This is a genomic window from Ruegeria sp. D3, from assembly GCF_056534465.1.
Genome location: NZ_JBQFPK010000005.1, coordinates 155,217 through 179,438 on the forward strand (window position 1 = coordinate 155,217; position 24,222 = coordinate 179,438).

The following is a 24,222-nucleotide window of genomic DNA, read 5'->3' on the forward strand; positions in this document are numbered from 1 at the left end:
AAACATAAAAAAAACCGGACGGGACATGAGCAGCAATACCAAACTCAAGGACACTCTCCGCGAGGCGATTCTGGCCGAGCCTGACGCAGTTCTCGACGACAAGGACCTGATGCAGGCGCTTGTCGCCGCCAACGAACGGGCGCGCGGAGACAACATCATCGACCTGCGTGGCATCGCCATGCAACGTCTCGAAGCACGACTGGATCGGCTTGAAGACACGCACCGTTCGGTGATCGCCGCCGCTTACGAAAACCTTGCAGGCACCAATCAGGTCCACCGCGCAATCTTGCGCCTGCTGGAGCCCACAGGGTTCGAAGACTTCCTGCGCACGCTCGGTACGGATGTGGCCGAGATATTGCGCGTTGATCGCATCACTCTGGTGCTGGAAACCACTGCCCTGCAGCAAGACCCGGCTATCGAGAAACTGGGCGGTGCATTGGCCGTTGTCGAACCCGGTTTTGTCGACAACTACCTGACATTCGACCGCAGCGGCCCCGCACGTGAGGTCGTGTTACGTGAAGTCATTCATCCCACCCACCGCATATTCGGCGAGCAAGCCGACCACCTGCGGTCTGAGGCGTGCATGAGACTGGATCTTGGCGAGGGTCGCCTGCCGGGCATGATTATAATGAGCGCGAAGGACCCCAACCATTTCACTCCGCAACTGGGAACAGATCTGCTGACCTTTTTCGCCGGCGTGTTCGAACGTTCAATGCGCAACTGGCTGTCATGAGCCTGATCTCTCCGGCCTGCCGCGACGCGTTGCAGCATTGGCTTGAGGGACTTGTGGCCCTGTCCGGGCGCTCGGAAAATACGCAGGCCGCCTATCGCAGCGACGTGGCCGAATTCTTGTCGTTCATGACTCTGCACCACAGCGAACGCCAGGGGCTGGCCGCTTTGGCGCGAATTACAGTATCCGACATGCGCGCCTGGATGGCCGATCAGCGCAGTTCCGGCGTCGGCGCAAGGTCCTTGGCGCGCAAGCTATCTGCAGTTAAAACCTTTTATCGCTGGCTGGCGGAACGGGAAGGGTTCGAGCCGACAGCCGTTTTGTCAACGCGTGCCCCCAAATTCACCCAAAAGCTACCCCGCCCCGTGGCCGAAGACGCCGCCCGCGCCTTGATAGAAACAGTCGAGCTGCAATCGACCAGCGATTGGATTTCGGCCCGCGATGCGGCCGTAGTCACCTTGCTTTATGGCTGCGGCCTACGGATTTCCGAAGCCCTTTCCCTGACTGGTGCCGACGCTCCTCTACCCCAATCGCTGCGAATCGTCGGCAAAGGCAACAAAGAACGGATCGTGCCGGTCTTGCCTGCCGCACAGGCGGCCGTCGATCGTTACACGACCCTGTGTCCGCATCCGCTGGCCAAAGACAAACCTCTGTTTCGCGGTGTGCGGGGTGGTGCGCTGAACCCTCGCGCCATTCAGGCGGTTATGGCAAAAGCCCGTCAGCAACTTGGGCTTCCTGCTACAGCGACCCCACACGCCATGCGGCACAGCTTTGCAACCCACCTTTTGTCCGCTGGAGGGGACCTGCGCGCGATACAAGAATTGCTGGGTCATGCCTCACTTTCAACCACACAGGCCTATACCGCCGTCGACACAACCCGCCTGATGGAGGTGTACGACCGCACCCATCCCAAGGCGTGACGCAATGCATTTTCGCATGTCCCGGCTTTTTGCTTTGCATCTTGGGCACGCTTCGTACATGACACGCGAATGACACTCAGATTCAAAGCTCTATCCGTTCATCTTTTCACTGCAACCGGTGCAGTTTTTGCCATGCTCGCCATGCTGGCCGCCGTCGAGGAAAAGTGGAGCCTGATGTATCTGTGGCTGGTTGTGTCTTTCATCGTGGATGGAATCGACGGCCCTTTGGCGCGGCATTACCACGTCAAGCACAATGCGCCTGAATTCGATGGTGTTCTGCTGGATCTAATCATCGATTACCTGACATATGTTTTCATCCCGGCCTTCGCCCTGTTTAAATCCGGACTGATGGACGGTTGGACTGGCTGGTTCGCCATCATCGTCATCACCTTTGCCAGCGCCATGTATTTCGCGGATACGCGGATGAAGACCAAGGATAACTCGTTCTCCGGCTTTCCCGGCTGCTGGAATATGTTCGTCATCGTGATCTTCGCGCTCGAGCCGAATTTCTGGGTGATCCTGCTGCTGGTCTCGCTGCTGTCGCTGGCGATGTTCCTACCGCTGAAATTCGTCCACCCCGTCCGCACCGAGCGCTGGCGCAATTTGACCCTGCCGATGGCGCTTGCCTGGACCTTCTTCGCAGGTTGGGCCGCCTGGGTCGATTTCCACCCCGAAAGCTGGGCACACTGGGGGCTCGTGATCACCAGCCTCTACCTGGTGTTTGCAGGGATCGCCCAGCAGGTGATCCCCCAGCGCAAGAGTTAAAGAACCTCCTGCACCTCGAACTCGGTGCCATTATGGGTGAAAACGTCGCCTTCTTGCAGCCCCGTCATCGTCAGATAAATCGGGCTTTGGGTTGAGATGCCCATATAGGTCTTGCCCTCAACCTCGAACCGCGTGGTCGATACACAGACGACAAAGCGCCGATTGTTGAACTTGACCACGGCTCCGGGCTTGACCGTATCAGTCACACTGAAATCGGTGTTTTCGATCACGTCGATCTTGGCGTGATGCGCCTGAACCGGCGCATCAAACGCCGCCGCCAGATCGGCACTTTCCCGAGAGGCCGCAATGTCGTCCTTGTCATGTCCTTCGCGATCATCCAGCTGCGACTCTTTCATGAACGCATCGTAGTGGGCCTGAGCGGTTGCCAGTTCCTGTTCTTCCAACGACATCAAGCGGTCAATAATGGCCTTCTTACGAGCGGCAGGGTCTGTATGAGCTGTCATGATCTTTGATCCCTTGAGTTCTCAATATGAGATAAATTGAGCTTCAAGCAACGGGATTGCAACAGAAATCCGCTCCTCAGATCAGCAAACCCGCCGCCCTTTCGTGTCGCAGTAAGGCGACCTTGGTCTCCACACCGCCCTCGCCCGAGAACCCGCCCAGCCCGTTTGCCGCCAACACCCGATGGCACGGGATGATAACGGGAATTGGATTGGCTCCGCAGGCTTGTCCTACGGGTTGCGGCGGCTGACCCAGCTCTTTGGCGATCTCGCCATAGGTCCGCGTTTCGCCCAGCGGAATGGCAAACATCAGGTCGCAAACCTGCCGCTGAAACTTCGATCCGGCGATGTGGTATGGCAGATCAAACCGGTCCAACTGGCCTCGGTCATAGGCCCGCAATTGCGCCGCAGCCTCACGCAACAAAGGCGTGACCGGCCCGTCATCCACCCCGTCCCAAACCAGACGCGTCAGCGCCCCATCGGTTTCCTCAACCCCAAGGCGGCCAAACTGAGTATCAACGGCAATCATCGGCATAGAAAAAGGGTTGCAGATGTTTCGCCACACCCGCAACCCCATTCAGGGCGATCCGCCCTTCTTCTGTTCAAAAATACTTCGGAGCGCGAGGCAGAGCCTCGCAAAACTCCAACGCCGGACGCTAAGCCAAAGCCTCGTCACAGCGACCGCAAACACCCGCATGGGCATGAAGACCCACATCCGGCAAGATCTTCCAGCACCGCTGACATTTCTCGCCTTCAGCCTTTTCAAACACCACCGCAACGCCCTCGATCTCGGGCACACGGAAAGCCTCTGCCGGAGCAGGATCACCACTGACTGTCAGGCCTGAGGTGATGCACATGTCGTCTACATCAAACGTGGCCAGCAGATCGCGGGTTTCCTGATCCTCGACATACACAATCGGAGCAGCCTCAAGGCTGGACCCGATCACTTTGTCCTGACGCTGGATTTCCAACGCTGCGGTGACGGCACGGCGCACGCGGCGCACCTTGGCCATGGCGGCCTCAAGCTCGGCATGTCGCCAATCGGCGGGTGTGTCCGGGAAATCCACAAGATGGACCGAACTGTCATCGCCCGGGAACCGCTCCAGCCAGACCTCTTCCATGGTGAAGACCAGAACCGGGGCCAGCCATGTGGTCAGGCGGTGGAACAGGATGTCCAGCACAGTTCGCGCGGCGCGGCGGCGCAGGTTGTCGCCATCGCAATAGAGCGCATCCTTGCGCACGTCGAAATAGAACGAGGACAAATCGACCGTGGCAAAGGTGAACACGGCGCTGAACACGCCCTGGAAATCGAAGGCGGCATAGCCCTTACGGACCTGTTCATCCAGATCGGCCAGACGGCTCAGCACCCAGCGCTCCAGGCGCGGCATGTCTTGCGGTTCGACCCGGTCGGCTTCGGTGAAATCCGCCAGCGATCCCAGCATGAACCGCATCGTGTTGCGCAAACGGCGATAACTGTCGGCAGTGCCTTTCAGGATCTCAGGCCCGATCCGCTGGTCGGCGGTATAGTCGGTCTGGGCCACCCAAAGACGCAGGATATCGGCACCGTATTGCTTGATGACCTCTTCCGGCACGATGGTATTGCCCAGCGATTTGGACATCTTGTTGCCCTTGGCATCCAGCGTAAAGCCATGAGTCACGACGTTGCGATACGGCGCACGGCCCTTGGTGCCACAAGCCTGCAGCATGGACGAATGGAACCACCCGCGATGCTGGTCGGTACCTTCCATATAAACGTCGGCGATACCATCCTCGGTCCCGTCCTCGCGGTCGCGCAGAACAAAGGCGTGGGTCGAGCCACTATCGAACCACACATCCAGCACGTCGAACACCTGATCATATTCATCCGGGTTGGCGATACCGTCCAGGATCTGCTCCTTGAACCCGTCGGTGTACCAGATATCCGCGCCGTTTTCTTCGAACGCAGCCTTGATCCGCGCGTTCAGATTGGCGTTGCGCAGCAGGTAGTCCGCGTCGGTGGGCAAGGCGCCCTTCTTGGTGAAACAGGTCAGAGGAACACCCCAGGCGCGCTGACGAGACAGCACCCAGTCCGGACGGGCTTCGATCATCGAATACAGGCGATTACGACCCGTCTGCGGGGTCCATTTCACGAGCTCATCAATCGAGCGCAGGGCGCGTTCGCGGATGGTGTCGCCCATCTCTCCCATGCCATCGTCCAGCTTGCGGTCCACGGATGCAAACCACTGCGGCGTGTTGCGATAGATGATCGGAGCCTTCGAGCGCCACGAATGCGGATAGCTGTGCTTGATCTTGCCGCGCGCCAGCAGCCCACCGACCTCGGCCAGCTTGTCGATCACGGCCTTGTTGGCGTCACCCTCACCGCCTTTGCGGGACAGAATGTACTTGCCGCCAAAGAACGGCAGGTCCGCACGGAAAGAGCCATCGTCCATCACGTTATAGGTGATGACCTGTTCCAGCATCCCGAGATCACGGTAGAGTTCGAATTCCTCCATCCCGTGGGACGGCGCGCAGTGGACGAACCCCGTACCTTCAGTATCGGTCACAAACTCAGCGGCGCGGAAGTCGCGGATGTCGTCCCATTCGCCATTGCCGCCCTCGGCCCCGGCCAGCGGGTGGGTCAGTTGCACACCTGCCAGCTCATCCGTGGTCACGTCGCGGACACGGGTCCACTGGTCGTCGTTCAAACGGGCACGGCCTAGCACATCAGCAGCCAGATTATCGGCCAGCAGGAACTTGTCACCCACATTGGCCCAGCATTCCTCGGGCGCGCCGGTGACTTCGTAGAGGCCATACGAGATGTCCTTGCCAAAGACGACCGCCTTGTTCGACGGCATGGTCCATGGAGTCGTCGTCCAGATCACCACAAACGCATCATCCAGATCGCCCGCATTCACAACCTTGAACTTGACCCAGATTGTGAAGCTTTCCTTGTCGTGATACTCGACCTCGGCCTCGGCCAGCGCGGTTTTCTCGATGGGCGACCACATCACGGGCTTGGAACCCTGATACAAAGTCCCGTTCATCAGGAACTTCATGAACTCATCCGCGATCACCGCCTCGGCGTGGTAGTCCATGGTGATGTAGGGATCGGGCCAGTTGCCGGTGATACCAAGGCGCTTGAACTCTTCGCGCTGGATGTCGATCCAGCCCTCGGCGAATTTGCGGCATTCCTGACGGAAGTCGACGATGTTCACCTCGTCCTTGTTCTTGCCCTTCTTGCGGTACTGCTCCTCGATCTTCCACTCGATGGGCAAGCCGTGGCAGTCCCAGCCGGGAACATAACGCGCGTCGTGGCCCATCATCTGATGGCTCCGCACGATCATGTCCTTGATGGTCTTGTTCAGCGCGTGTCCGATATGCAGGTGGCCGTTCGCGTAGGGAGGGCCATCGTGCAAAGTAAAGGGCGTGCGGCCTTCCTTCTCGCGCAGGCGGTCATAGACGCCGATGGTTTCCCAACGCTCCAGCCATGCGGGTTCGCGCTTGGGCAGGCCAGCGCGCATGGGAAAATCGGTTTTGGGCAGGTTCAGCGTGTCTTTGTAATCAGGTGTTTCGGCGCACATTGGGGGCGTCCTTTGGATGATCTGGTCGTGTGGATCGAAGCGGTCGGTGCGAGGTCTCAAACACCTTTGCCCGGCGTCTCAGGATGTCAGAGCGCCGGGGATATAATTCGAATAATGATGGCCATCCGGTCATACATGGCCGCGCTTATAGGACGCCCGCCCTCAATGGTCCAGAGGTTCCGGCCCATGCGGCGAATGGCGCAACTGCGCCCAGCGGTTAAGCCAAGCCAGACCCGCCAAAGCCAACCCTAAAGCCAGCAACGAGAACACCCGGATCAGTCCGCCAAGCCCGGCGATATCGATCAGGAACACCTTGGCCACCGCCAGCCCGATCACCGCCAGCCCGGCTTTGCGCATCAGGTCGGATCGGCGCGCCAGCGACTGGTAGAAAACCACCGCCCCGATTACCAGAAGAGCAATGGTGTAAGTGTAAAGCTCGGGCTGGGTCACGCCGTTGCCCTCATACATGCCGGCCGCGCCCTGCCAAACATGACGGATCATCAGCCCTAACCAGACAGCCGTCAATCCACCGCTCAAGCCCCAACTGGCGCGCTTCAGCCACAGCGGAGTCGCATGAATCCTCCAGACCGAGAGCCCAACTGCCAGTGCAGGCAACAAGTAAGCGACCGCGAGCGTGTTCAATAACGGCAGACCCAGAACCGGTGACGCAACCTTGTTAAGCAACGGGTTCGCATCAACCAACGCCTGAACCAATCGGAAAAGACCATGCCCAGCAAAAAACGCCGCAAGCAAATAGCGAGCATAGTTCAGCTTTCCGCCCAGTTCGAACCGCTGAACCTGCGCATAGGCCAGAAGCAACCAGATTATCGCCAGTAAGCCCAGCCCCCAGTGGCTATTAGTGGCGTTGCCCTCGCCAAAACTCTGCAACCAGCGTTCCAGCAGCAAAGACAGCAATATACCCCCGGTGGCCCAGGTGGCGCTCTCTAGCAATAGAGTTGCAACAGGCCGATTCAGTGAGCGGATCAGCAACCAACCCGACAGGAAACCAAGGGTTGCGACCGCGTAGACCAGTGTCATTTCAAGGATCGCGGCGGTACCGGCCCAGTCAAGCCCCGGGTTCAACACCAGCCGCACCGTGACCGTGAAGACACCAGCCCAGATGAACCAGCTCATCGGCGGCAGGTTGAATTTGCGATCCAGCGCGGCGGCCACGACTACCATCGCGACCAGAGCAATGGTCAGCGCCGCAGAACTCAGGACAATGCCGCAGGCAAAGGTCAAACAGGATAAAGCCGAGAGCGTCGCCAGCGACGCGCGCATCCGTTGATCTCCGTCAACGCGCGAAAAACGCTCGGCAAAGATGACCATCAACGCACCCAATGCGATACAATGCAGTGCCCACGGGTAGGCTCCGATCACAGTCGCAGGGTGCCAGCCGGCCTCAAGAGCGATGGCCAACGCGGGCGCAAAGACCGCAGCGGCGCCAGCCCACCCGGCCGCATATTTGTGCGCATGCATCGAGCGCCAGGCCGCAGTGACGGAAATCACCCCACCCAGAATTATCAAGACTGTGACCACCCAGGGGTAATCCGCTTCGGCGGTTTCGGCATAGGTCTCAGCGAAGTGGCGCAGAACGATGCCGTTATCCCAGCCATGCATCAGAACGAACCAGACAAGGCCCAGCGCTGGCAATATCGTCGCATCTTGCAATGCCTCCGCCCGCCTGCCCCACAGCATCAAGCCAAGCGCCAGCCCCGCCAGCAAGGTAACGCCCAGCCAGAACTCCGCCGGGCTATCAGCCCAATGCACCGAAAGAATCGCGGAACTAACGGCGACCGCGCCAAAGGCAACCCGCGTGGGAAATTCGGGCCATGCATCGCCCGTTTTGCGACTGATGATCTGGCTGATCATCGCGCCCTCATGATCGGGCCAGACACGCCGAATTGGTATCGCAATGGAAATCACGGCCAACGCTGTGACGCAGATCAGGTAATACGGTTCTGTCAGCGGTGAGGACAGCACCAGCAGCAGGCAAGCGGCATAGGCACCAAACAGAGTCAGGACGGATATCCACGCCCAGCGGCGCACTGTGTCGATCCCCAATCCCAAAACGGCGATCACAAAGAAATAGGCATATAGCCAGCCCGGATCCTTGGACGTACCGCCAACAACAAAGGGGGCTGCAAAGGCCCCGATCAGACCGACAGCAGCCAGCAAGGGGCCGTGGAACCAGCCAAGGATCAACCCCAACAGGGCAACAACGACCATTGCAATCAACGCGCTTTCGGGGCCGATCAAGTCGTAGAGCTGCCTAGCAGCCAGAATGCCTCCGAACAGGGTAACCAGACCGGCGCCCGAGAAAACCGAGGGCAAATATGCGGTGGCCGAGGCTTCATCATCTCCAAACCTGCGGCGGATCACTTCTCCGGCCACGATCAACACCACACCGAAACTCAACGCGGCAATCACACGGGCGGACGGAGGCAACATCCCATTTTCGACACCGTATTGAACCAAGAATATCCCTGCCAACGCCAGTGAAAGGGCGGACACCACATAAAACCAGTTCTCTCGCAACCAGGTCGAAAGCGCGGTAAACCGGTCCTCACGAAACACTACGGCGGCAGGCGGTGTCTGCTCGGCAGCGGGTTGGGGTGTCTGCGCCTTGGACCACGGGGCGGGTTTCAGCGCTTTGTCCGGTTTTTCGGTCGGCTTGCGCGGTTCGGGTCGGGGTGGTGCAACGCTGGTTTTGGAAACATCCCCACCCAGCGCGCGAAGATCCTGCTCTAACTGCTCAACCCGACGGCGCAGGCGGGTGTGACTTACAATCAGAAAAACGATGCCTACCGGGATGGCCAGCACGATCAATCCAACAAGAACAAGCAAGGATTCCAATGGGCTCTCCGGTTGGTTTCACCGTCAGGCTACCCGAGACGCCCGTTGGGCAACAGTCAGAAAATCCGCCAGTTCGCAGGTATAACTCAGGTCTAAATGCAGCCAGACGTGAGGCGCACGATTAACTGCCCGAAGATGATCTGCACCACCGCAATCGCCGGAAACCCGCAACTAAAGTAGTTGTTGGACAGGTAATGAAAGGCCCGAGTTTATTTTTGTTACCGTCAACAAGCACCTGCGCCAAGCCGGATCAATCTAGCCCGTCAAGGATGAAACAGCGACCCGACTAGATACGCGATCAAGGCAGCAGCTCCGCCGATCAGAAACGTCTCGCCCCCGGACCGCCACCAAGGTGCCAGCGACCACCGGCTTTTGAGTGCACCGATGGCAAAAAACACGGCCATCGTCATCCAGGCGGAAATGGTAAAAGCCTGATCCACCCCGGCGAGGAAGGGCAACAGCGGCACCATCCCCGCGATTAGAAATGCCCAAAAGGTCGCCATCGCCGCCTTGAGAGGATGAGGGTCGACACTGCCCAGCCCGTATTCCCCTTCGATCATCAGATCGATCCAGTTGTCGTGGTTTGCAGTGATTGCGTCGGTCGCCTCGTCCAGCACCCGCCCCGACAGACCTTTCTGCGCCAAAATCTCGCGCACTTCTTCTCGCTCGCCGTCGGGGTACAAGTGGATATGCCGTTCCTCGATCGCGCGGATGCGGCGAATGTTGTCCAATTCAGCTTTTGTGCCAGAGTAGTTGCCCGCCGCCATCGAGAAGCCATCTGCCAAAACATTGGCCAGCCCCAACGCCACGATAATGAACGGAGAAAGGCCAGCCCCAGCAACCCCGGCCACGATCGCAAAGGTGGTCACTGATCCGTCGATGCCCCCATACACGACATCGCGCAGCACGCCGCGGCCGGGTGGCGCGTTGATACGCTCGGCTATTTCCTGTTGGCTGTGTCCGTGCTCGGTCATGGCTGGCTCCGGGTCTGGTATGCCATCCAGTGGACGTCAGCACCTTGCGGCAGGTCAAGTTTTGGAAAACAAACCCGCCAAGGCCCGCTTGATCATTCCCCTTGTCGAGGGTTTGTGACGGTCAGAGAAGGGCAAAGGTCGACAAACCTCCATTGCGGCCACACCGACACGGGCACTGAGGGCCCCATTGACCAAACCTTCGCCGAATCTTCTGGACAGTTTGCTAAGAACCGAGCCGCCCAAAACGGGCTCCAGCAAGTCATCGCCAACCGCGACTGCTCCGGTTGCGACCAGATGAACAAAAACCGCACGGGTCAGCCGCCAACTCCCCAGAAACCCGGCGCGACCGCCATAGATTTCAGCAACGCGCCGGATCATCCGAAGCGACGCAGCCAAAGCCGTGGCGACATCTGCCAACGCCAAAGGCACCAGGGCCGTAACAGTGGCCACCTGACGGGCGGCCGCTTCGACCTCGCGGCTGGCGGCGGCGTCCAATGGGGCAAGCAATTCATCTTCGGCCAAGGTCAGCAGCCCCGAGGCGTCGAACTGTTCCCCCATACGTTCGGTCAGCTTGTCACGACCCCATTTGGTTTCATCCCGACCCTTGTAAAAAGCAATAAGCTTGGTCGTAACCGCGCGTGCCTGTGCCAGATCATCCTCGGCCAACGCTGTGTCCGCCGCTTGCCTTATCCCGTCAACACGAGACAACCGTGCGATTGCCGCCAATTCACGCAGCGCGATGATCAGGGCGACCAACACCAGCGCTGCAAAAAGCCCCGTCACGACCCAACCCAAAACCGGCGCACGCAGCAAAAGCCCGTTCACAAAATCCCACGACGCGATGGACACAACTGCGCCAACAGCAGTTAAGGCCAGCCCCCAGAACCAACGCGCCAGCCGCGAGGGCCTGCGAGCTGCAAGCCGGACCACGCCCTGCATCGCCTGCCGTTGAGGTTGCCCGATTTCAGGCACCGGAGGCGCCTTCGCCACGTCCACGGTGGGCTCGTCCGCCTCGAGGTCGATCAGCACAGGACCTTTAGCCATTTTCTGCCCCCTCTCGTATCCAGACATATTTAATGTCCGGCAGGTTTTCATCGTTATCGGCCCCATCGCTACGCGCAACTTCGACAAACCCGTTATGTTCGTAGAACTGCCGCGCGGACAGATTGGCTTGAAACGCGAACAGCGAAAGCTGCGTGCGCCGGGATTTGGCATGGTCCAGCAGGTGTCGTCCGATGCCTTGCCGTCGGGCAGAGGCTTTTAGGTACAAGGAATGGATTTCTGTCCCGTTCAAAGCCAGAAAACCCACCACGCGGGCGTCCAGTTCAGCCACTGTGACCCAATCCTGATCTATCATACGGCCACAGAAAGCGATGGTCTCGGCCTGAGTGTGCAGCTCTGGCATCCAGTCGTTCTCGCGCGCGAAACCGTGCAGAATCTCTCCGGTCGCACCGGCATCGGTGCTGCGAGCCGGGCGCAGAGTTGCGATCACAGGCGATCTCCGATCAGAAACTGCGCTGCGCGATCCAGCCGAATATGGGGCGGCCCATCTCCGGGGCGCAGGGTCAGTTTGGCAGGGGCGAAGGACATGAACCCGTATTCGGCGTCAAGCCAACCTTCGGCCCCATTGCGCGCCGCCCCCAACAGTTTCAAAGGGTCATCCGGCAATTCGCCCGGGTAAAACGCCGCCTGCTTGCCATCCATCAACGTTCCTCGAACGCAGGGCAATTCTACCCCATCATGCAAACGCATTTCCTCGGTTGTCGCGCGCAATGAGGCCATCGATAAGGCCGTCGTGTCCGCCCCAGCAAAGCTGGCCCTGTCGCGGGCGTCACGAATTAGCGCCTCCATGATATGGGTCAGACGTTGATGTTGTTGGTGGTGCAAGTGGTCGGCCTTGGTGGCGGCAAACAGAATGCGCTCGACCCGTTTTCCAAGCAGCAATCGGCTTAGCCAAGCGTTTCGGCCGGGACGGAATGCGGACAGGATATCTGCCATCGCGCGGCGCATATCTTCGACCGCTTGCGGACCCTTATGAATCGCGCCCAGCGCATCCACCAGAACGACCTGCCGGTCGATCCGCGCGAAGTGATCCCGAAAGAACGGCTTAACGACCTGCGACTTATATGCCTCGAACCTTCTGGCCATTTCGCGGTGCAGGCTGCGCCGGGGCGCAGGTCGATCAACCGGCAGCGGCGCGAATGTCAACACCGGCGAACCAGCCAGGTCACCGGGCAACAAAAAACGCCCCGGTGTGCAATCATAGAACCCCGCATCACGGGCCGCGTTCAGATACTCTGCAAACGCTTTCGCAAGCGCCTGAGCGGTGGGTTCGTCATGCGTGTCCGCCGGATCGGCAGCATTGGCCTGAGTGAGAAACGTGGCAGCCTGTGGACGCGCGGTAATGCGTTCGAGCGTCTCTGCCGACCAAGCCTCATAGGTTTTGTCCAACAAAGCCAGATCCAGCAGCCATTCACCCGGATAGTCGACAATATCCAGATGCACAGTGCGTGGTCCCTGCAAACCCGACAAAAGCCCGGATGGACGTGCTTTGAAGGACAAGCGCAACTCGGACACGGCGCGGGTACTGTCTGGCCAGTGTGGCTGAGGCCCGGTCAACGCCGCAAGGTGGTTTTCATAATCGAACCGAGGCACGGTGTCGTCGGGTTGCGGCTGCAGGTAAACCGCATTGATCCGCCCCTCTTGCTGCGCCACCAATCCGGGCATTCGCCCACGGTCCAGCAGGTTTGCCACCAGTGACGTGATGAATACCGTTTTGCCGGACCGCGCCAAACCGGTCACGCCCAGCCGGATCACTGGTTCAAAAAAGGCTTCTGACACGGTATCGCCCACGGACTCGACGCCGCGCACCAGACTGTCTGCCAGGGAAGAGATGACCAAACCGTCGCCCCGCTTTTATTGTTTCGCTCAAGATAGGTAGCCACCGCCTTACATGCCAGCGCTTTCCCGCTCTTGCCCGTGGCGGCGCGTCGCGCTACCAGCGGCCCATGCCAAGATACGCGTTGAAAGTCGAATACCAAGGAGAGCCGTTTGCCGGATGGCAGCGGCAAAAGGATCAGCCATCCGTGCAAGGGGCGATCGAAGAGGCCCTGTCGCGCATCCAACCCGGCGCGCATACCATCGCAGCTGCCGGCCGCACCGATGCAGGCGTTCACGCACTGGGACAGGTCGCCCATTGTGATCTGATCAAGGACTGGGATCCGTTCCGTCTATCCGAAGCATTGAATTATCACCTTAAACCCCACCCTGTGGCGATTGTGCAGGCGGCGCAGGTCGATGACGACTGGCACGCCCGGTTTTCGGCGGTCGAACGGCAGTACCTGTTCCGTATCCTGATGCGTCGTGCGCCAGCCACACATGATGCTGGGCAGGTTTGGCAGATCAATCATCGCTTGGACGTGCAGGCGATGCAGGACGGTGCGGATACGCTGATTGGGCGGCATGATTTTACCACCTTCCGGTCCTCGATCTGTCAGGCGGCCAGCCCGGTCAAAACACTGGATGAATTGCGGGTGGAACAAACCGACGGGTTCTCGGGCCCAGAGGTGCATTTCCACGTTCGCGCCCGCTCTTTTCTGCACAATCAGGTGCGCAGCTTTGTTGGCACTTTAGAAAGGGTCGGCGCAGGCGCTTGGACACCTGAGGATGTGCAAGACGCGCTTGCGGCCCAGAACCGCGCCGCCTGCGGGCCAGTTTGTCCGCCGCAAGGTCTGTATCTGGCGCGGGTTGGATATCCTCAGCCGGTTTTCGATTAAATCGCGCGCAGCAGCAGCCCGCTGGCAATAACGGCGATCACCAGACCCGCGACGAGTTCGATCGTCGGCGCCAGAACCTGCGCAAAGCGGGTGGCCGAGGCCGAGGCCAGCAACCCGCCGCGCAAACCAAATGAGGTCCAACCGACCAGTGTTGTCACTGTCGCCGTGCCCAGTGCCATTGCAAAAGCACCGGCGATTCCAACCATCGCGATGCCCATCTGCCACGTCAGGATCAACACAAATAGCGCCCCGGTGCAGGGACGCGCAGCGATGCCCACAATCAGCAGGGCAGCCTCTTTCCAATTCCCGATCTGCGCCACTTCTTCCGCTGTAGGACCGTGCCGATGCCCGCAATCCGAACAAACCTCGTGGTCATGATCGTGATGATGATCGTGATCGTGGCCGTCATGATGATGATGGTGATGATGGACCTGTGTCCGATCCGCCCGGTACCGCCTGGCGAAACTGCGTAACGCCCGGAACACCAGCCAAAGGCCAATTGCCGCTATGGCGCCATAGCTTACGGGCGCCATGACCTGTTCGGTTGTGCCGACCAAACTGTCTCGCGACATCTGGAACACCAGAACCCCGGCATACACCAGAACCACTGCAGTGACGGCCTGCCCCAGACTGGACAGCACGCTGATCGCGGACAAACGCCAAAAGGCCACCTTGCGCCCCAGCCCGTACCCTCCGATCAAGACTTTGCCGTGACCCGGGCCTATGGCGTGGAAAAACCCGTAAGCAAAACAAACAGTTAAAAGGGTCGCGACAGCCTCGGGTTGTTCCGCGCGGGCGGCGCGCAGGGATCGGGCGATCTGGTTCTGAAACTCCCGCTGTTCGCCGGCGGCCCACGCAGCAAGGCTGTCAAACCCGCCGCTGCCCCAGAACCACAGCAGCAGGCCAAGCGACAGGAGGACCGGGATAATCAGGTACTTGGACATGAAACGCGGATCTCGGTCGCAAAGCTTTCACCAACCAGGGGGATGTCATTCTCCTCAAGATCATAATTGGCATCAAGGGTCAGCAAGAACGCCCGCATCTGGGCGAGCTGGCCGTCAATATCGGGATCCGTCCGCTCTATCTGGCAGGTCAGGTTACTGGACACTGTTACCGGGCGCGTAACCTCGTATGCTGTGTAGTAGGTTTCATCGAACGCCTTCGCTGACAAAGCCGCCGCTGCGACCGGTTCGCCCTCAACAGCCCTCAGATGGGTCGAGACAATGCGGCCGTTATCAGTGGTGGCCGTAGGTTCCATCGGACCCGACAGAGGGATGATCTGGCCATCTGCACGCACCACCAGATCGCCGTTATACCCTTCGATCCACTGCGCGTCGAACCCGGCCAGAAAGGCCTGTTCGCTCTCGCTCAGAATACCGTCGCCATCCTGATCAAGTTTTCTGTCCTCAAGCTCGAAAAGCGAATACAGCTCATCATAAGCCCAGGTTACCCGCACATGTGTCAGATTGCCTGCGTCATCGACGATGAACTCCAGCCCCGTGTCGATGAACACGTGGGGATGAGCCAAGACCGGGACTGGCAAGCAAAAGGTGAAAAGGGTCAATATCCAGCGCATGTGAGAAAGATAGGGTTTCGGCCCCGCAGCGACAACGCACTTTTGAGACAGCACGCAGAATCCGGCCAACCGTTTAATCCGGCGGAAATAAGACAAGCGTTTGCAGCGCCGTCGCGACCGGACCCTCTGTGTCATAAAGTACGGACTGAGACATCCCGATGCCCGAGGGTTGCCAATGGCACAATGACTCTGACGCCAACCAGTCCGAAACTGGCTCGCGGTGAACTTGCACTGTCAGGTCGGTGTTCATGAACCCCATCTCGGTGGTGGGCGCGTTCCACGAGATACCATTCCCGCAATCTGCCAGCGGACACAGGGCCTGTATCGGCGACTGTGCCTCATCGGCCAAAAGCGGCGGCGTGCGCATCCAAACGGTTTTCGGACCGGCTGCCTGATTTCCGCCTTTGGGATACAGAATGTCCGAATGGTTGGCGAAGCCCGGCAGATTGTGACGTGTTTCGCCAATTGGAAAAGGACCCGTGACCGCATCATCCAACCGAGGGGGCTGCATCGTCACGTTTGGCACTGGCCCAAGATCACGGCGCACCAGATGCATCGTCGTTGCAACAGCGCAAAGCGTGTCATCCAAATCGTGCACGGTCACCCGCGTTGTCGCCAATGTCTTTGTATGGCGCGTGGTTTCGGCAGCGACTCGCAATCCAGCCAAAGGCAATGGCCGCAATAAATCCACCGTCAGCCGGGTCAACATCTTCTCGGGCCCGACTTCGGTTTCCGCCGCGCGCACGACCAATCCGCTGACCGGCCCGGCATGACAGTGCACGGCCGACCACGGGCCGCGCGCGGGGTCGTTACCCACAAACGCACCGTCCTGTCGAATGTGGAAATAGGATTGCGCCCTCACGTCCGGATTGGAAACCATGACCTTGCTCAGACTTTTTCCTGCGTGTGCTTCTTCAGCTCAGCCCGCGCGACCTGACGGCGGTGCACCGCATCGGGCCCATCGGCCAACCGCAACGTCCGCACATGGGTCCAAGCCGTGGCAAGCGGTGTGTCCTGACTGATCCCCTGCGCACCAAACATCTGCACCGCCTCGTCGATCACCTTCAAGGCTACGCGCGGGGCCACAACCTTGATCTGGCTGATCCACGGTGCTGCCGCGCGTGCATCGCCCTGATCCATGTACCACGCAGCCTTGAGGCACAGCAGGCGCGCCATCTCAATCTCCATCCTGCATTCGGCGATGATGTCGAAATTCGCCCCAAGCTGGGCCAGCTTCTTACCGAACGCCTCGCGTTGCAGGGACCGTTTGCACATCTGATCCAGCGCGCTTTCGGCCTGCCCGATGGCGCGCATGCAATGGTGAATACGCCCCGGCCCAAGACGACCCTGAGCAATCTCGAAGCCACGCCCTTCACCCAACAGTATATTTTCAGCCGGAACGCGCACGTTGGTGAACCGGATATGCATATGCCCATGCGGCGCGTCGTCATGGCCATAGACCTCCATCGGGCGCAGAATTTCGACACCCGGTGTGTCGGCCGGCACGACGATCATCGACTGCCGCTGGTGTTTAGGCTGCTCTTCCCCGGCGGTTTTGACCATCACGATATAGACCTTGCATCGCGGATCACCGGCCCCCGACGACCACCATTTTTCGCCGTTCAGGACATAGTCATCGCCGTCCCGCACGCAAGACATCGACACATTCGTCGCATCCGACGAGGCCACATCCGGTTCGGTCATAAGATAGGCCGAGCGGATTTCACCTTCGAGCAGCGGTTTCAGCCACTGTTCCTTCATCTTTTCGGTCCCGTAGCGTTCGAAGACCTCCATGTTGCCGGTATCCGGGGCCGAACAATTGAAGACTTCGGCGCCCAATGGGGTCTTGCCCATCTCTTCGGCGAAATAAGCGTATTCCACGGTGGAAAGACCAAAGCCTTTGTCGCTGTCGGTCAGCCAGAAATTCCAAAGCCCCGCAGCCTTGGCCTTTGCCTTCAGGCCCTCAAGGATTTCGGCCTGACGTTCTGTATATTGCCAACGATCCCCTTTGCCGATCTCTGCGTGATACTCTGCCTCCAGCGGCATGATCTCATCGCGGATCATGTCTGCCACACGTTGTAACAGTTGAGCGTTCTCATCACGCAGGCCGAATGACATGTTCATGGGTTTTCCTCCTCCGACCCGGTGACCGGGCTTTACCTTTGGCCCGAGAATGACTTAGCTGCCGTCAAGATGTCCAGCTAGGACGGGACGTCAAGTCAATCAAACTGTTCGGGGGAGGTTAAAATGGCATTGTTGATAGAGACAGGTCTGTCCGATTGGATGAGCGACAGCGATATCGCGCGGGATGTTCGGGCACTGAAGCCCGGTCTGGACGTACGCACCCCCGCCACGATCGGAGACCCCAGCGACATTACAATGATCGCATTGGCAGGACTCAGCGATGATCAACTTGCCCGCCTGCCCAATCTGCAGCTTGTGCAAAAACTGGGCGCAGGCGTCGAAACGATTGTCGGCAACCCCAACCTGCCCGACCATGTGCGTGTTACGCGCCTGAAACCTGACGCGCCTGCGCAAGGCATCGCCGAGTGGTTCGTGGCCTATATCCTGCGTCAACAGCGCAACATGCCCTTCCACGAGGCTGCGCAGTACCGATCGGAATGGTCCCCGAAGGCGCCGCTCTATTCGCCGGACACTGTGGTCGGAGTGCTGGGTTTGGGTCATATTGGCGCCCGCAGCGCAATGATGCTGCGCGCGGTAGGGTTTCAGGTCATGGGCTGGAGTCGCTCACCCAAGCAGATCGACGGTGTCACATGCCTGCATGGCGAGGACGCCCTGCCCGATTTGTTGTCTGCATGTGACCATGTCTGTGCCATTCTGCCATCGACCCCACAAACGGTCGGCTTGTTCGGACCCGATATGCTGGCGGCCATGAAACCCGGCAGCCAGTTGCTGAATGCCGGACGCGGAGATTTGATTGACGAGGCCGCGTTGATCACGGCTTTGGATCAGGGAAGGCCCGGTCGTGCCGTTCTGGACGTCACCCGAACCGAACCCTTACCCGCAGACAGCCCTTTGTGGACACATCCGGCTGTAACAATCACCCCGCACGTTTCTGGCTGGCATCTGGGCGACGCTCTGCGCGATGTGGCCGAGAATTTCGAGCGCCTCAACAGTGGCACGCCCTTGTTGCACGAAGTGGACCGGGCGCGCGGATACTAGCGCTCTTTAAGGCGTGAGAATCCAATTGCCGCCCGCGTCGCGGCAACGTCGCGTTCTGACCTCACGTATCTGATCGGTATTGGCCGGTTCAATCAAGTGCTGCAAATGCACGCAATTGCCGCGCACATCCCGCACGGTGACGGTACCCTTTGCGTCGGTTTCCGTGCTGGCCCACGTAGCTTCTGAACCAACCTGTGGCGTACTGCCTTGAAACAATCCGTCTGCCGCGGCCGTCAGCAGTGTGAAATCGTCCGGGCTCAACCCCGATTCTGCGATGATCCGCGACAATGGCTTGGCCTGCGCAGCAACGCTGAGGCCAATTATCACAGCGCCTGCTGCTGTAAGAGAGAAAAGAGAATTCATGGGGCCTCACAATTCTGAAATGCACTTTCATTCAAGGATAGACATGTGAACCCGCATGGCCAACCCCAAGAGGTTTCAACCTTCAAATATTCCCGAACAAACCTATTGCGATCGCGCCGCTATAAGCGCCTGTCCAATCCCCCCATAGTGCGAGAAACCCGAACCAGAGGCATCAAATGGCACAGCCCACCTATTATGCGCCGTCAGGCGGACATCCCGGACAAGACCAGCTTTTGACTGACCGCGCCATGTTTACTGGCGCCTATGCGGTGATCCCCAAAGGGACGATGCGTGACATCGTCACCAGTTACCTGCCTTTTTGGCAGGACACCCGGCTTTGGGTTCTGTCCCGCCCGCTGAGTGGTTTTGCCGAAACATTCTCGCAGTATATCATGGAGGTTCAGCCCGGTGGTGGCAGCGACCGCCCCGAAACCGACCCGAACGCACAGGCCGTAGTGTTCGTGGTCGAAGGCTCGGCAACCCTGACGCTGAACGGCAACGTTCATGTGTTGGAGACAGGGGGTTATGCCTATATCCCAGCCGGGTCCGAATGGACCCTGCACAATCGCGGCGAAGATATTGCCCGGTTTCACTGGATCCGCAAAGCTTATGAAGCCGTTCCCAGCCTGCCCGCCCCTGATCCGATCATCACCAATGAACGCGACATCGCCCCAACCCCGATGCCCGGTACCGAGGGGCGTTGGGCCACAACCCGTTTCGCCGATCCGCAAGACCTGCGCCACGACATGCATGTCAACATTGTCACGTTCGAGCCGGGCGGCGTGATCCCGTTTGCCGAAACCCATGTGATGGAACACGGGCTTTACGTGCTTGAAGGTAAAGCCGTCTATCGGCTGAATCAGGACTGGGTCGAGGTCGAAGCCGGCGACTATATGTGGTTGCGCGCTTTCTGCCCGCAAGCCTGTTATGCCGGTGGACCGGGACGGTTTCGTTATCTTCTTTACAAGGATGTGAACCGTCACATGCCCCTAACCCTGTCTAAACGCTGAGTTTCCGGTGGGTTTCTTGGGCTCGGGGCTTCACAGGACCGGTCGAATCTGATGAAATACCCGCAGTTTTTAGCACTGGAGATTGTTCAATGGTACTGCGTGGATCAATGTTGGCGCTGGCCGCCGTCATCGGCCTTACGGCTATTAACGCGACCCCTGTGGTCGCCAAGGAACCGACCAAATCGGTTTCGGTCTTCAGCCGGACCTGGGCGATCACGCAGGTCTCGGATGCTCCGGTCGTGTATCGCGCGACGCGGGACAACAACAACCTCAACCCGTTTGGGCCGCCGCCGCGCCTGCGCACCCTGCAGGCCATCGCAGCGATCCAGCAGGCCACCGGGTGCACTCCCATCCGAGGCAGCATGTACCAGAATATCTCGGGCCAGTTCTTTTCGCAGGTCAGTTGCAACTGACCCCAAGGCGAAACGGGCATTGAGGTCAGCGCAACCCGCTGCCATAGCTTGCGCATGAAACTTGCGATTAACGGATTCGGCCGGATCGGCCGCACGATCCTGCGGCAGCTTCTGGCCATGCCGCAGGACAGTGGTATCCAGCTGGTGCTGATCAACGACATTGCACCGCTGGAAACCTGCACCTACCTGTTCAAATACGACAGCACATTCGGTCCCTATGCTGGCGATGTTAAACACTCTGCTGACGAATTGATCGTCGACGGGATGGCGATACCGGTGACCCACAGTGCGGATCTGTCTCGTGTGGATCTGACCGGCGTCGATGTCCTGATGGACTGCACCGGCGTTGCACGCACATCAGATGTCGCCAGCCAGGGCCTGACGGCGGGTGCGGGGAAAGTGTTGATTTCCGGCCCGTCTCCGGCGACCGAGGTTACCGTTGTACTGGGGGCAAACGAAGACCGGCTGGGCGATGCGCGCATCGTGTCGAACGCCTCGTGCACGACGAACGGTCTGGCGCCTTTGGTCAAGGTTCTAGATGGGATCGGTGGCCTGGTATCGGGCCACATGACGACCATCCACTGTTATACGAACAGCCAGCCAATGGTGGACGCACCACGCGGAGATCTGGCCCGATCCCGCGCGGGCGCACTTTCGATGGTTCCCACCACCACCAGCGCCATGCAGCTGATTGACGAGGTTCTGCCCCATCTGGCCGGTCGCGTCTCGGGCGCGGCGGTGCGGGTTCCCACGGCCAGCGTCTCGGCGGTTGATCTGATCGTGACTCTTGAACACCCGGTGTCTGCGGATTTGTTCGAGGCCAACCTGCGTCAGGCCGTTGCGCAATCTCCTGTTCTGGGTTGGACGGACGAGCCCTTGGTTTCGTCCGATTTGCGGACCCGCCCCGAGTCGCTTGTCATCGCTGGCCCAGAGACGCGGCAGATCGGCGACCATCAGGTCCGCGTCTTTGGCTGGTACGACAACGAATGGGGTTTCTCGGCCCGGATGCTGGATGTCGCCCGACTGATGGTTGGCCGCTGATTGGCGACGTCAGCGGGCGACAATTTCATAGGGCGTGTCGAACCAGTGTTCTTCAAGGTTCGCCCCGGCACCGATGCGGTCAACAACCGCGAACAGGCCCGGACCATGCAGCGGCGTTAAAACACCATGCCACGTGCCCCGATGATAGTTTACGGCCTGACCGGGTGACGTCAGGAAGGCAACGGGCTGGCCGGGCATTCCATTGGCATCTGGTGCGACCACGACCAGAAACGGTTGAGGTGTCATCGGTATAAAGGCTTGGCTGCCTTCGGGATGCCGCTCGACCAAATCCAACACATAGGGGAAAGCGCGCGGATTGGCGTTAAACAGGCTGATACCCGCGCGTCCGTCAGCGAAATCCATCTGGGCACGGTCATGGAAACGGCCGCATTGTCCTTGGTTTATGATTTTGTCTGGTTGACCCGCAGCCTCAATCAGGTCTCCGTATGGCGCAAAGGCTTGAGCGGTCAGCGGACGGGCGACGATCTGCATCATGACGGAAGAATGTCCCGCAGCCGAAACTCGGCAATGCGTTCAACCTGACGGCAGGCTTCGCGGAATTCCGTTTCGCGATCCTGTTCAATCCGCCGCTGAAACGCCTGCAGGATCGAGGCCTTGTCGTGATCCCGCACCGCGATGATGAAAGGGAAACCAAACCTCTCGGTGTAACGAGTATTCAGGTCCGTAAACGCCGCGCGCTCGGCGTCTGTCAACGCATCCAACCCGGCTGATGCCTGTTCAGACGTGCTTTCCTGTGTCAGACGTTTCGCCTGCGCCAGTTTGCCTGCCAAATCCGGGTGCGCGGTCAGAACGCTCAGTCTTTCGTGATCCGAGGCAGACCGGAACATACGCGTCAGCGCATTGTGCAATCCACCCGCAGTGTCATGAGCCGGGCCAAGCTCTAGCTCGAACGCGCGCTCGGCAATCCAGGCCGAATGCTCGAAAATGCCGCCATAAGTGCCGACGAATGTTGCGCGGTCCATCTGGGACGGTTTCGGATGGCGGCTCGGCGGGTGATGTGCGGCCCAATGCTGTGCGATTTGCAAGCGGGTGGCGAACCATACGTCCTCAAAACTCTGCGCATAGTCGAGAAACCGTTTCAACGCCATAACCCGGCCGGGACGCCCGATCAGTCTGCAATGCAGCCCGATTGACAACATCTTGGGCGTGCCCTCTTGGCCTTCGGCATAGAGCGCGTCGAAACTGTCCTTAAGATAGGAATAAAACTGGTCGCCCGCGTTAAAACCCTGTGGGGTGGCAAAGCGCATGTCGTTGCAATCCAAGGTATATGGAACGATCAGCTGATCCCTTTCGCCTGCGTTGACCCAGTAGGGAAGATCATCCGCATAGGTGTCAGCGACATAGTCAAACCCGCCCTCTTCAGCGACCAATCGAACCGTATTCTCGGAACAGCGCCCCGTGTACCAGCCGCGCGGACGATGGCCGACGACTTCGGTATGCAGGCGGATCGCTTCGGTAATCTGGGCGCGTTCCTCTGCTTCGGGCATATCCTTGTGCTCAACCCATTTCAGACCGTGGCTGGCGATCTCCCATCCCGCAGACTTCATTGCATCAACTTGGTCTGGGGACCGGGCCAGCGCGGTCGCGACACCATAGACCGTAATTGGCAGGTCTTTCATAAGCCGGTGCAACCGCCAGAACCCGGCGCGTGCGCCGTATTCGTAAATCGACTCCATGTTCCAATGCCGCTGACCCGGCCATTGCGCGGCCCCGACGATTTCAGACAGAAAAGCTTCGGAGGCCGCATCGCCGTGAAGTATGTTGTTTTCCCCGCCTTCTTCGTAATTCAGCACGATTTGAACCGCGATCTTGGCACCGTCGGGCCATTGAGCGTCGGGCGGTGTCAAACCGTATCCGATCATGTCGCGAGGATAACGAGGGGGCTGCATATGGGTGTCCGTTCTTTTGTTTGTCCTCAGCCATAGCCCAGAAACAGCCGGATGATTATCAAACTAATCCGAACGCAGTTTCCGGTTCTTTTGGCATTTCCATATTTTAGAACTTTGCGCCAGACTGTGGCAAAGCAAATTGCAGATCACAGGAGAATGCCGTGGCAGGCTATCTGACAACGCACGTTCTGGACACCGCGCGCGGCTGTCCGGCCCAAGGGTTGAACATCACGCTCTACAGCGTAGCGGGTGAGGCGCGCCATATCCTCGCCCAGATGACAACAAACGCTGATGGCCGAACGGATAGTCCCATTTTGCCAAAGGACGCCTTTGCGATCGGTACATACGAATTGGTGTTTGACGCTGGCGATTATCTGCGCACAACGGGGCAATCGGCAGAAGATCCGCTGTTTCTGGACAAGATCCCAATACGTTTCGGCATGTCAGATCCTGATGCGCACTATCACGTACCGCTGCTGCTTTCACCTTTTGGCTATTCGACCTATCGCGGCAGTTAACGCAGGGCCCCTCCCGCCCGTCGATCACCCTGCCGGGTTCCTCCCGTTGGGCCGGGCGCCGCACCTTTCAGGTACGGCGCGGTTTCTCCTGATCTAGGCGTTCCGCAACTCAAGGGCGTTCCCACGCTGCGGCCATGCCGCAGCGCCGGGCCCAACGCTGTGCAGC

Annotated in this window: 24 protein-coding genes; 9 read left to right on the forward strand and 15 right to left on the reverse strand. The window is 59.3% G+C overall.

Features of this window, described 5'->3' with window-relative positions:
* The first annotated feature begins 25 nt into the window (after nt 1-25).
* The 3 genes from ACR0DX_RS09580 to ACR0DX_RS09590 all read left to right on the forward strand — a co-directional run bounded on the left by ACR0DX_RS09580 (nt 26) and on the right by ACR0DX_RS09590 (nt 2,415).
* A complete protein-coding gene (locus ACR0DX_RS09580; RefSeq protein WP_170354904.1) occupies nt 26-733 on the forward strand; it encodes a DUF484 family protein in 708 nt (235 codons plus the stop codon).
* Nucleotides 730-1,650: a tyrosine recombinase XerC gene (locus ACR0DX_RS09585; RefSeq protein ID WP_170354903.1), complete on the forward strand. Its 921-nt coding sequence runs from the start codon at nt 730-732 to the stop codon at nt 1,648-1,650. The genes ACR0DX_RS09580 and ACR0DX_RS09585 overlap by 4 nt, the downstream gene beginning before the upstream one ends.
* A 69-nt stretch (nt 1,651-1,719) precedes the next feature.
* Nucleotides 1,720-2,415, forward strand: a complete 696-nt coding sequence (locus tag ACR0DX_RS09590; RefSeq protein ID WP_170354902.1) for a CDP-alcohol phosphatidyltransferase family protein — start codon at nt 1,720-1,722, stop codon at nt 2,413-2,415.
* Here the strand turns inward: ACR0DX_RS09590 and ACR0DX_RS09595 are convergent.
* From ACR0DX_RS09595 to ACR0DX_RS09630, 8 genes are all read right to left on the reverse strand, one after another.
* On the reverse strand, nt 2,412-2,879 hold the full coding sequence (locus ACR0DX_RS09595; protein ID WP_170354901.1) for a hypothetical protein: 468 nt from the start codon (nt 2,877-2,879) through the stop codon (nt 2,412-2,414). The two genes, ACR0DX_RS09590 and ACR0DX_RS09595, sit on opposite strands and share 4 nt — an antisense overlap.
* A 76-nt stretch (nt 2,880-2,955) precedes the next feature.
* Nucleotides 2,956-3,411, reverse strand: a complete 456-nt coding sequence (locus tag ACR0DX_RS09600; RefSeq protein ID WP_170354900.1) for a methylated-DNA--[protein]-cysteine S-methyltransferase — start codon at nt 3,409-3,411, stop codon at nt 2,956-2,958.
* Between the two features lie 121 nt (nt 3,412-3,532).
* The gene (gene ileS, locus ACR0DX_RS09605) at nt 3,533-6,436 is read right to left on the reverse strand and encodes an isoleucine--tRNA ligase (protein WP_170354899.1); all 2,904 of its coding nucleotides are present in this window, start codon (nt 6,434-6,436) and stop codon (nt 3,533-3,535) included.
* Between the two features lie 162 nt (nt 6,437-6,598).
* A complete protein-coding gene (locus ACR0DX_RS09610; protein WP_170354898.1) occupies nt 6,599-9,292 on the reverse strand; it encodes a DUF2339 domain-containing protein in 2,694 nt (897 codons plus the stop codon).
* Nucleotides 9,293-9,555: 263 nt separating this feature from the next.
* Entirely contained in the window at nt 9,556-10,266 is a 711-nt protein-coding gene (locus tag ACR0DX_RS09615; protein ID WP_170354897.1) for a VIT1/CCC1 transporter family protein, read from the reverse strand.
* Between the two features lie 54 nt (nt 10,267-10,320).
* Nucleotides 10,321-11,310 (reverse strand): YcjF family protein, encoded by a 990-nt coding sequence (locus ACR0DX_RS09620; RefSeq protein WP_480845946.1) that lies wholly within the window; start codon nt 11,308-11,310, stop codon nt 10,321-10,323.
* Complete coding sequence (locus ACR0DX_RS09625) at nt 11,303-11,758, reverse strand: GNAT family N-acetyltransferase (RefSeq protein ID WP_170354895.1); 456 nt, start codon at nt 11,756-11,758, stop codon at nt 11,303-11,305. The genes ACR0DX_RS09620 and ACR0DX_RS09625 overlap by 8 nt, the downstream gene beginning before the upstream one ends.
* Nucleotides 11,755-13,167: a YcjX family GTP-binding protein gene (locus tag ACR0DX_RS09630; protein WP_170354894.1), complete on the reverse strand. Its 1,413-nt coding sequence runs from the start codon at nt 13,165-13,167 to the stop codon at nt 11,755-11,757. The genes ACR0DX_RS09625 and ACR0DX_RS09630 overlap by 4 nt, the downstream gene beginning before the upstream one ends.
* Before the next feature lie 107 nt (nt 13,168-13,274).
* Here ACR0DX_RS09630 and truA point away from each other — a divergent pair, with 107 nt between their 5' ends.
* On the forward strand, nt 13,275-14,042 hold the full coding sequence (gene truA, locus ACR0DX_RS09635) for a tRNA pseudouridine(38-40) synthase TruA (protein WP_170354893.1): 768 nt from the start codon (nt 13,275-13,277) through the stop codon (nt 14,040-14,042).
* Here the strand turns inward: truA and ACR0DX_RS09640 are convergent.
* The 4 genes from ACR0DX_RS09640 to ACR0DX_RS09655 form a co-directional block, all read right to left on the reverse strand.
* Nucleotides 14,039-14,986 (reverse strand): HoxN/HupN/NixA family nickel/cobalt transporter, encoded by a 948-nt coding sequence (locus tag ACR0DX_RS09640; protein WP_170354892.1) that lies wholly within the window; start codon nt 14,984-14,986, stop codon nt 14,039-14,041. The two genes, truA and ACR0DX_RS09640, sit on opposite strands and share 4 nt — an antisense overlap.
* Entirely contained in the window at nt 14,971-15,570 is a 600-nt protein-coding gene (locus tag ACR0DX_RS09645) for a DUF1007 family protein (RefSeq protein WP_480845950.1), read from the reverse strand. The genes ACR0DX_RS09640 and ACR0DX_RS09645 overlap by 16 nt, the downstream gene beginning before the upstream one ends.
* 121 nt (nt 15,571-15,691) lie before the next feature.
* A complete protein-coding gene (locus ACR0DX_RS09650) occupies nt 15,692-16,498 on the reverse strand; it encodes a thioesterase family protein (RefSeq protein WP_170354890.1) in 807 nt (268 codons plus the stop codon).
* An 8-nt stretch (nt 16,499-16,506) separates the two neighbouring features.
* Nucleotides 16,507-17,742, reverse strand: coding sequence for an acyl-CoA dehydrogenase family protein (locus ACR0DX_RS09655; protein ID WP_170354889.1), 1,236 nt, complete (start codon nt 17,740-17,742; stop codon nt 16,507-16,509).
* A gap of 123 nt (nt 17,743-17,865) precedes the next feature.
* Between ACR0DX_RS09655 and ACR0DX_RS09660 the strand changes: the two genes are divergently transcribed.
* Nucleotides 17,866-18,801, forward strand: coding sequence for a 2-hydroxyacid dehydrogenase (locus ACR0DX_RS09660; RefSeq protein ID WP_170354888.1), 936 nt, complete (start codon nt 17,866-17,868; stop codon nt 18,799-18,801).
* Nucleotides 18,802-18,807: 6 nt separating this feature from the next.
* Here ACR0DX_RS09660 and ACR0DX_RS09665 read toward each other — a convergent pair whose 3' ends face one another.
* Nucleotides 18,808-19,164: a hypothetical protein gene (locus ACR0DX_RS09665; RefSeq protein WP_170354887.1), complete on the reverse strand. Its 357-nt coding sequence runs from the start codon at nt 19,162-19,164 to the stop codon at nt 18,808-18,810.
* 176 nt (nt 19,165-19,340) lie between these two features.
* On the opposite strand from ACR0DX_RS09665, the gene ACR0DX_RS09670 reads away from it, so the two are divergent.
* From ACR0DX_RS09670 to ACR0DX_RS09680, 3 genes are all read left to right on the forward strand, one after another.
* Nucleotides 19,341-20,174 (forward strand): bifunctional allantoicase/(S)-ureidoglycine aminohydrolase, encoded by an 834-nt coding sequence (locus ACR0DX_RS09670; protein WP_170354886.1) that lies wholly within the window; start codon nt 19,341-19,343, stop codon nt 20,172-20,174.
* Nucleotides 20,175-20,263: 89 nt separating this feature from the next.
* Nucleotides 20,264-20,587, forward strand: coding sequence for a hypothetical protein (locus ACR0DX_RS09675; protein WP_170354885.1), 324 nt, complete (start codon nt 20,264-20,266; stop codon nt 20,585-20,587).
* A 54-nt stretch (nt 20,588-20,641) separates the two neighbouring features.
* Nucleotides 20,642-21,628: a type I glyceraldehyde-3-phosphate dehydrogenase gene (locus tag ACR0DX_RS09680; protein WP_170527418.1), complete on the forward strand. Its 987-nt coding sequence runs from the start codon at nt 20,642-20,644 to the stop codon at nt 21,626-21,628.
* A 9-nt stretch (nt 21,629-21,637) separates the two neighbouring features.
* Here ACR0DX_RS09680 and ACR0DX_RS09685 read toward each other — a convergent pair whose 3' ends face one another.
* Nucleotides 21,638-22,123, reverse strand: a complete 486-nt coding sequence (locus ACR0DX_RS09685; RefSeq protein WP_170354883.1) for an ureidoglycolate lyase — start codon at nt 22,121-22,123, stop codon at nt 21,638-21,640.
* Nucleotides 22,120-23,538, reverse strand: coding sequence for an allantoinase PuuE (gene puuE, locus ACR0DX_RS09690; protein WP_480845955.1), 1,419 nt, complete (start codon nt 23,536-23,538; stop codon nt 22,120-22,122). The genes ACR0DX_RS09685 and puuE overlap by 4 nt, the downstream gene beginning before the upstream one ends.
* A 161-nt stretch (nt 23,539-23,699) precedes the next feature.
* Here puuE and uraH point away from each other — a divergent pair, with 161 nt between their 5' ends.
* On the forward strand, nt 23,700-24,056 hold the full coding sequence (gene uraH, locus ACR0DX_RS09695) for a hydroxyisourate hydrolase (RefSeq protein ID WP_170354881.1): 357 nt from the start codon (nt 23,700-23,702) through the stop codon (nt 24,054-24,056).
* Nucleotides 24,057-24,222: the final 166 nt, after the last annotated feature.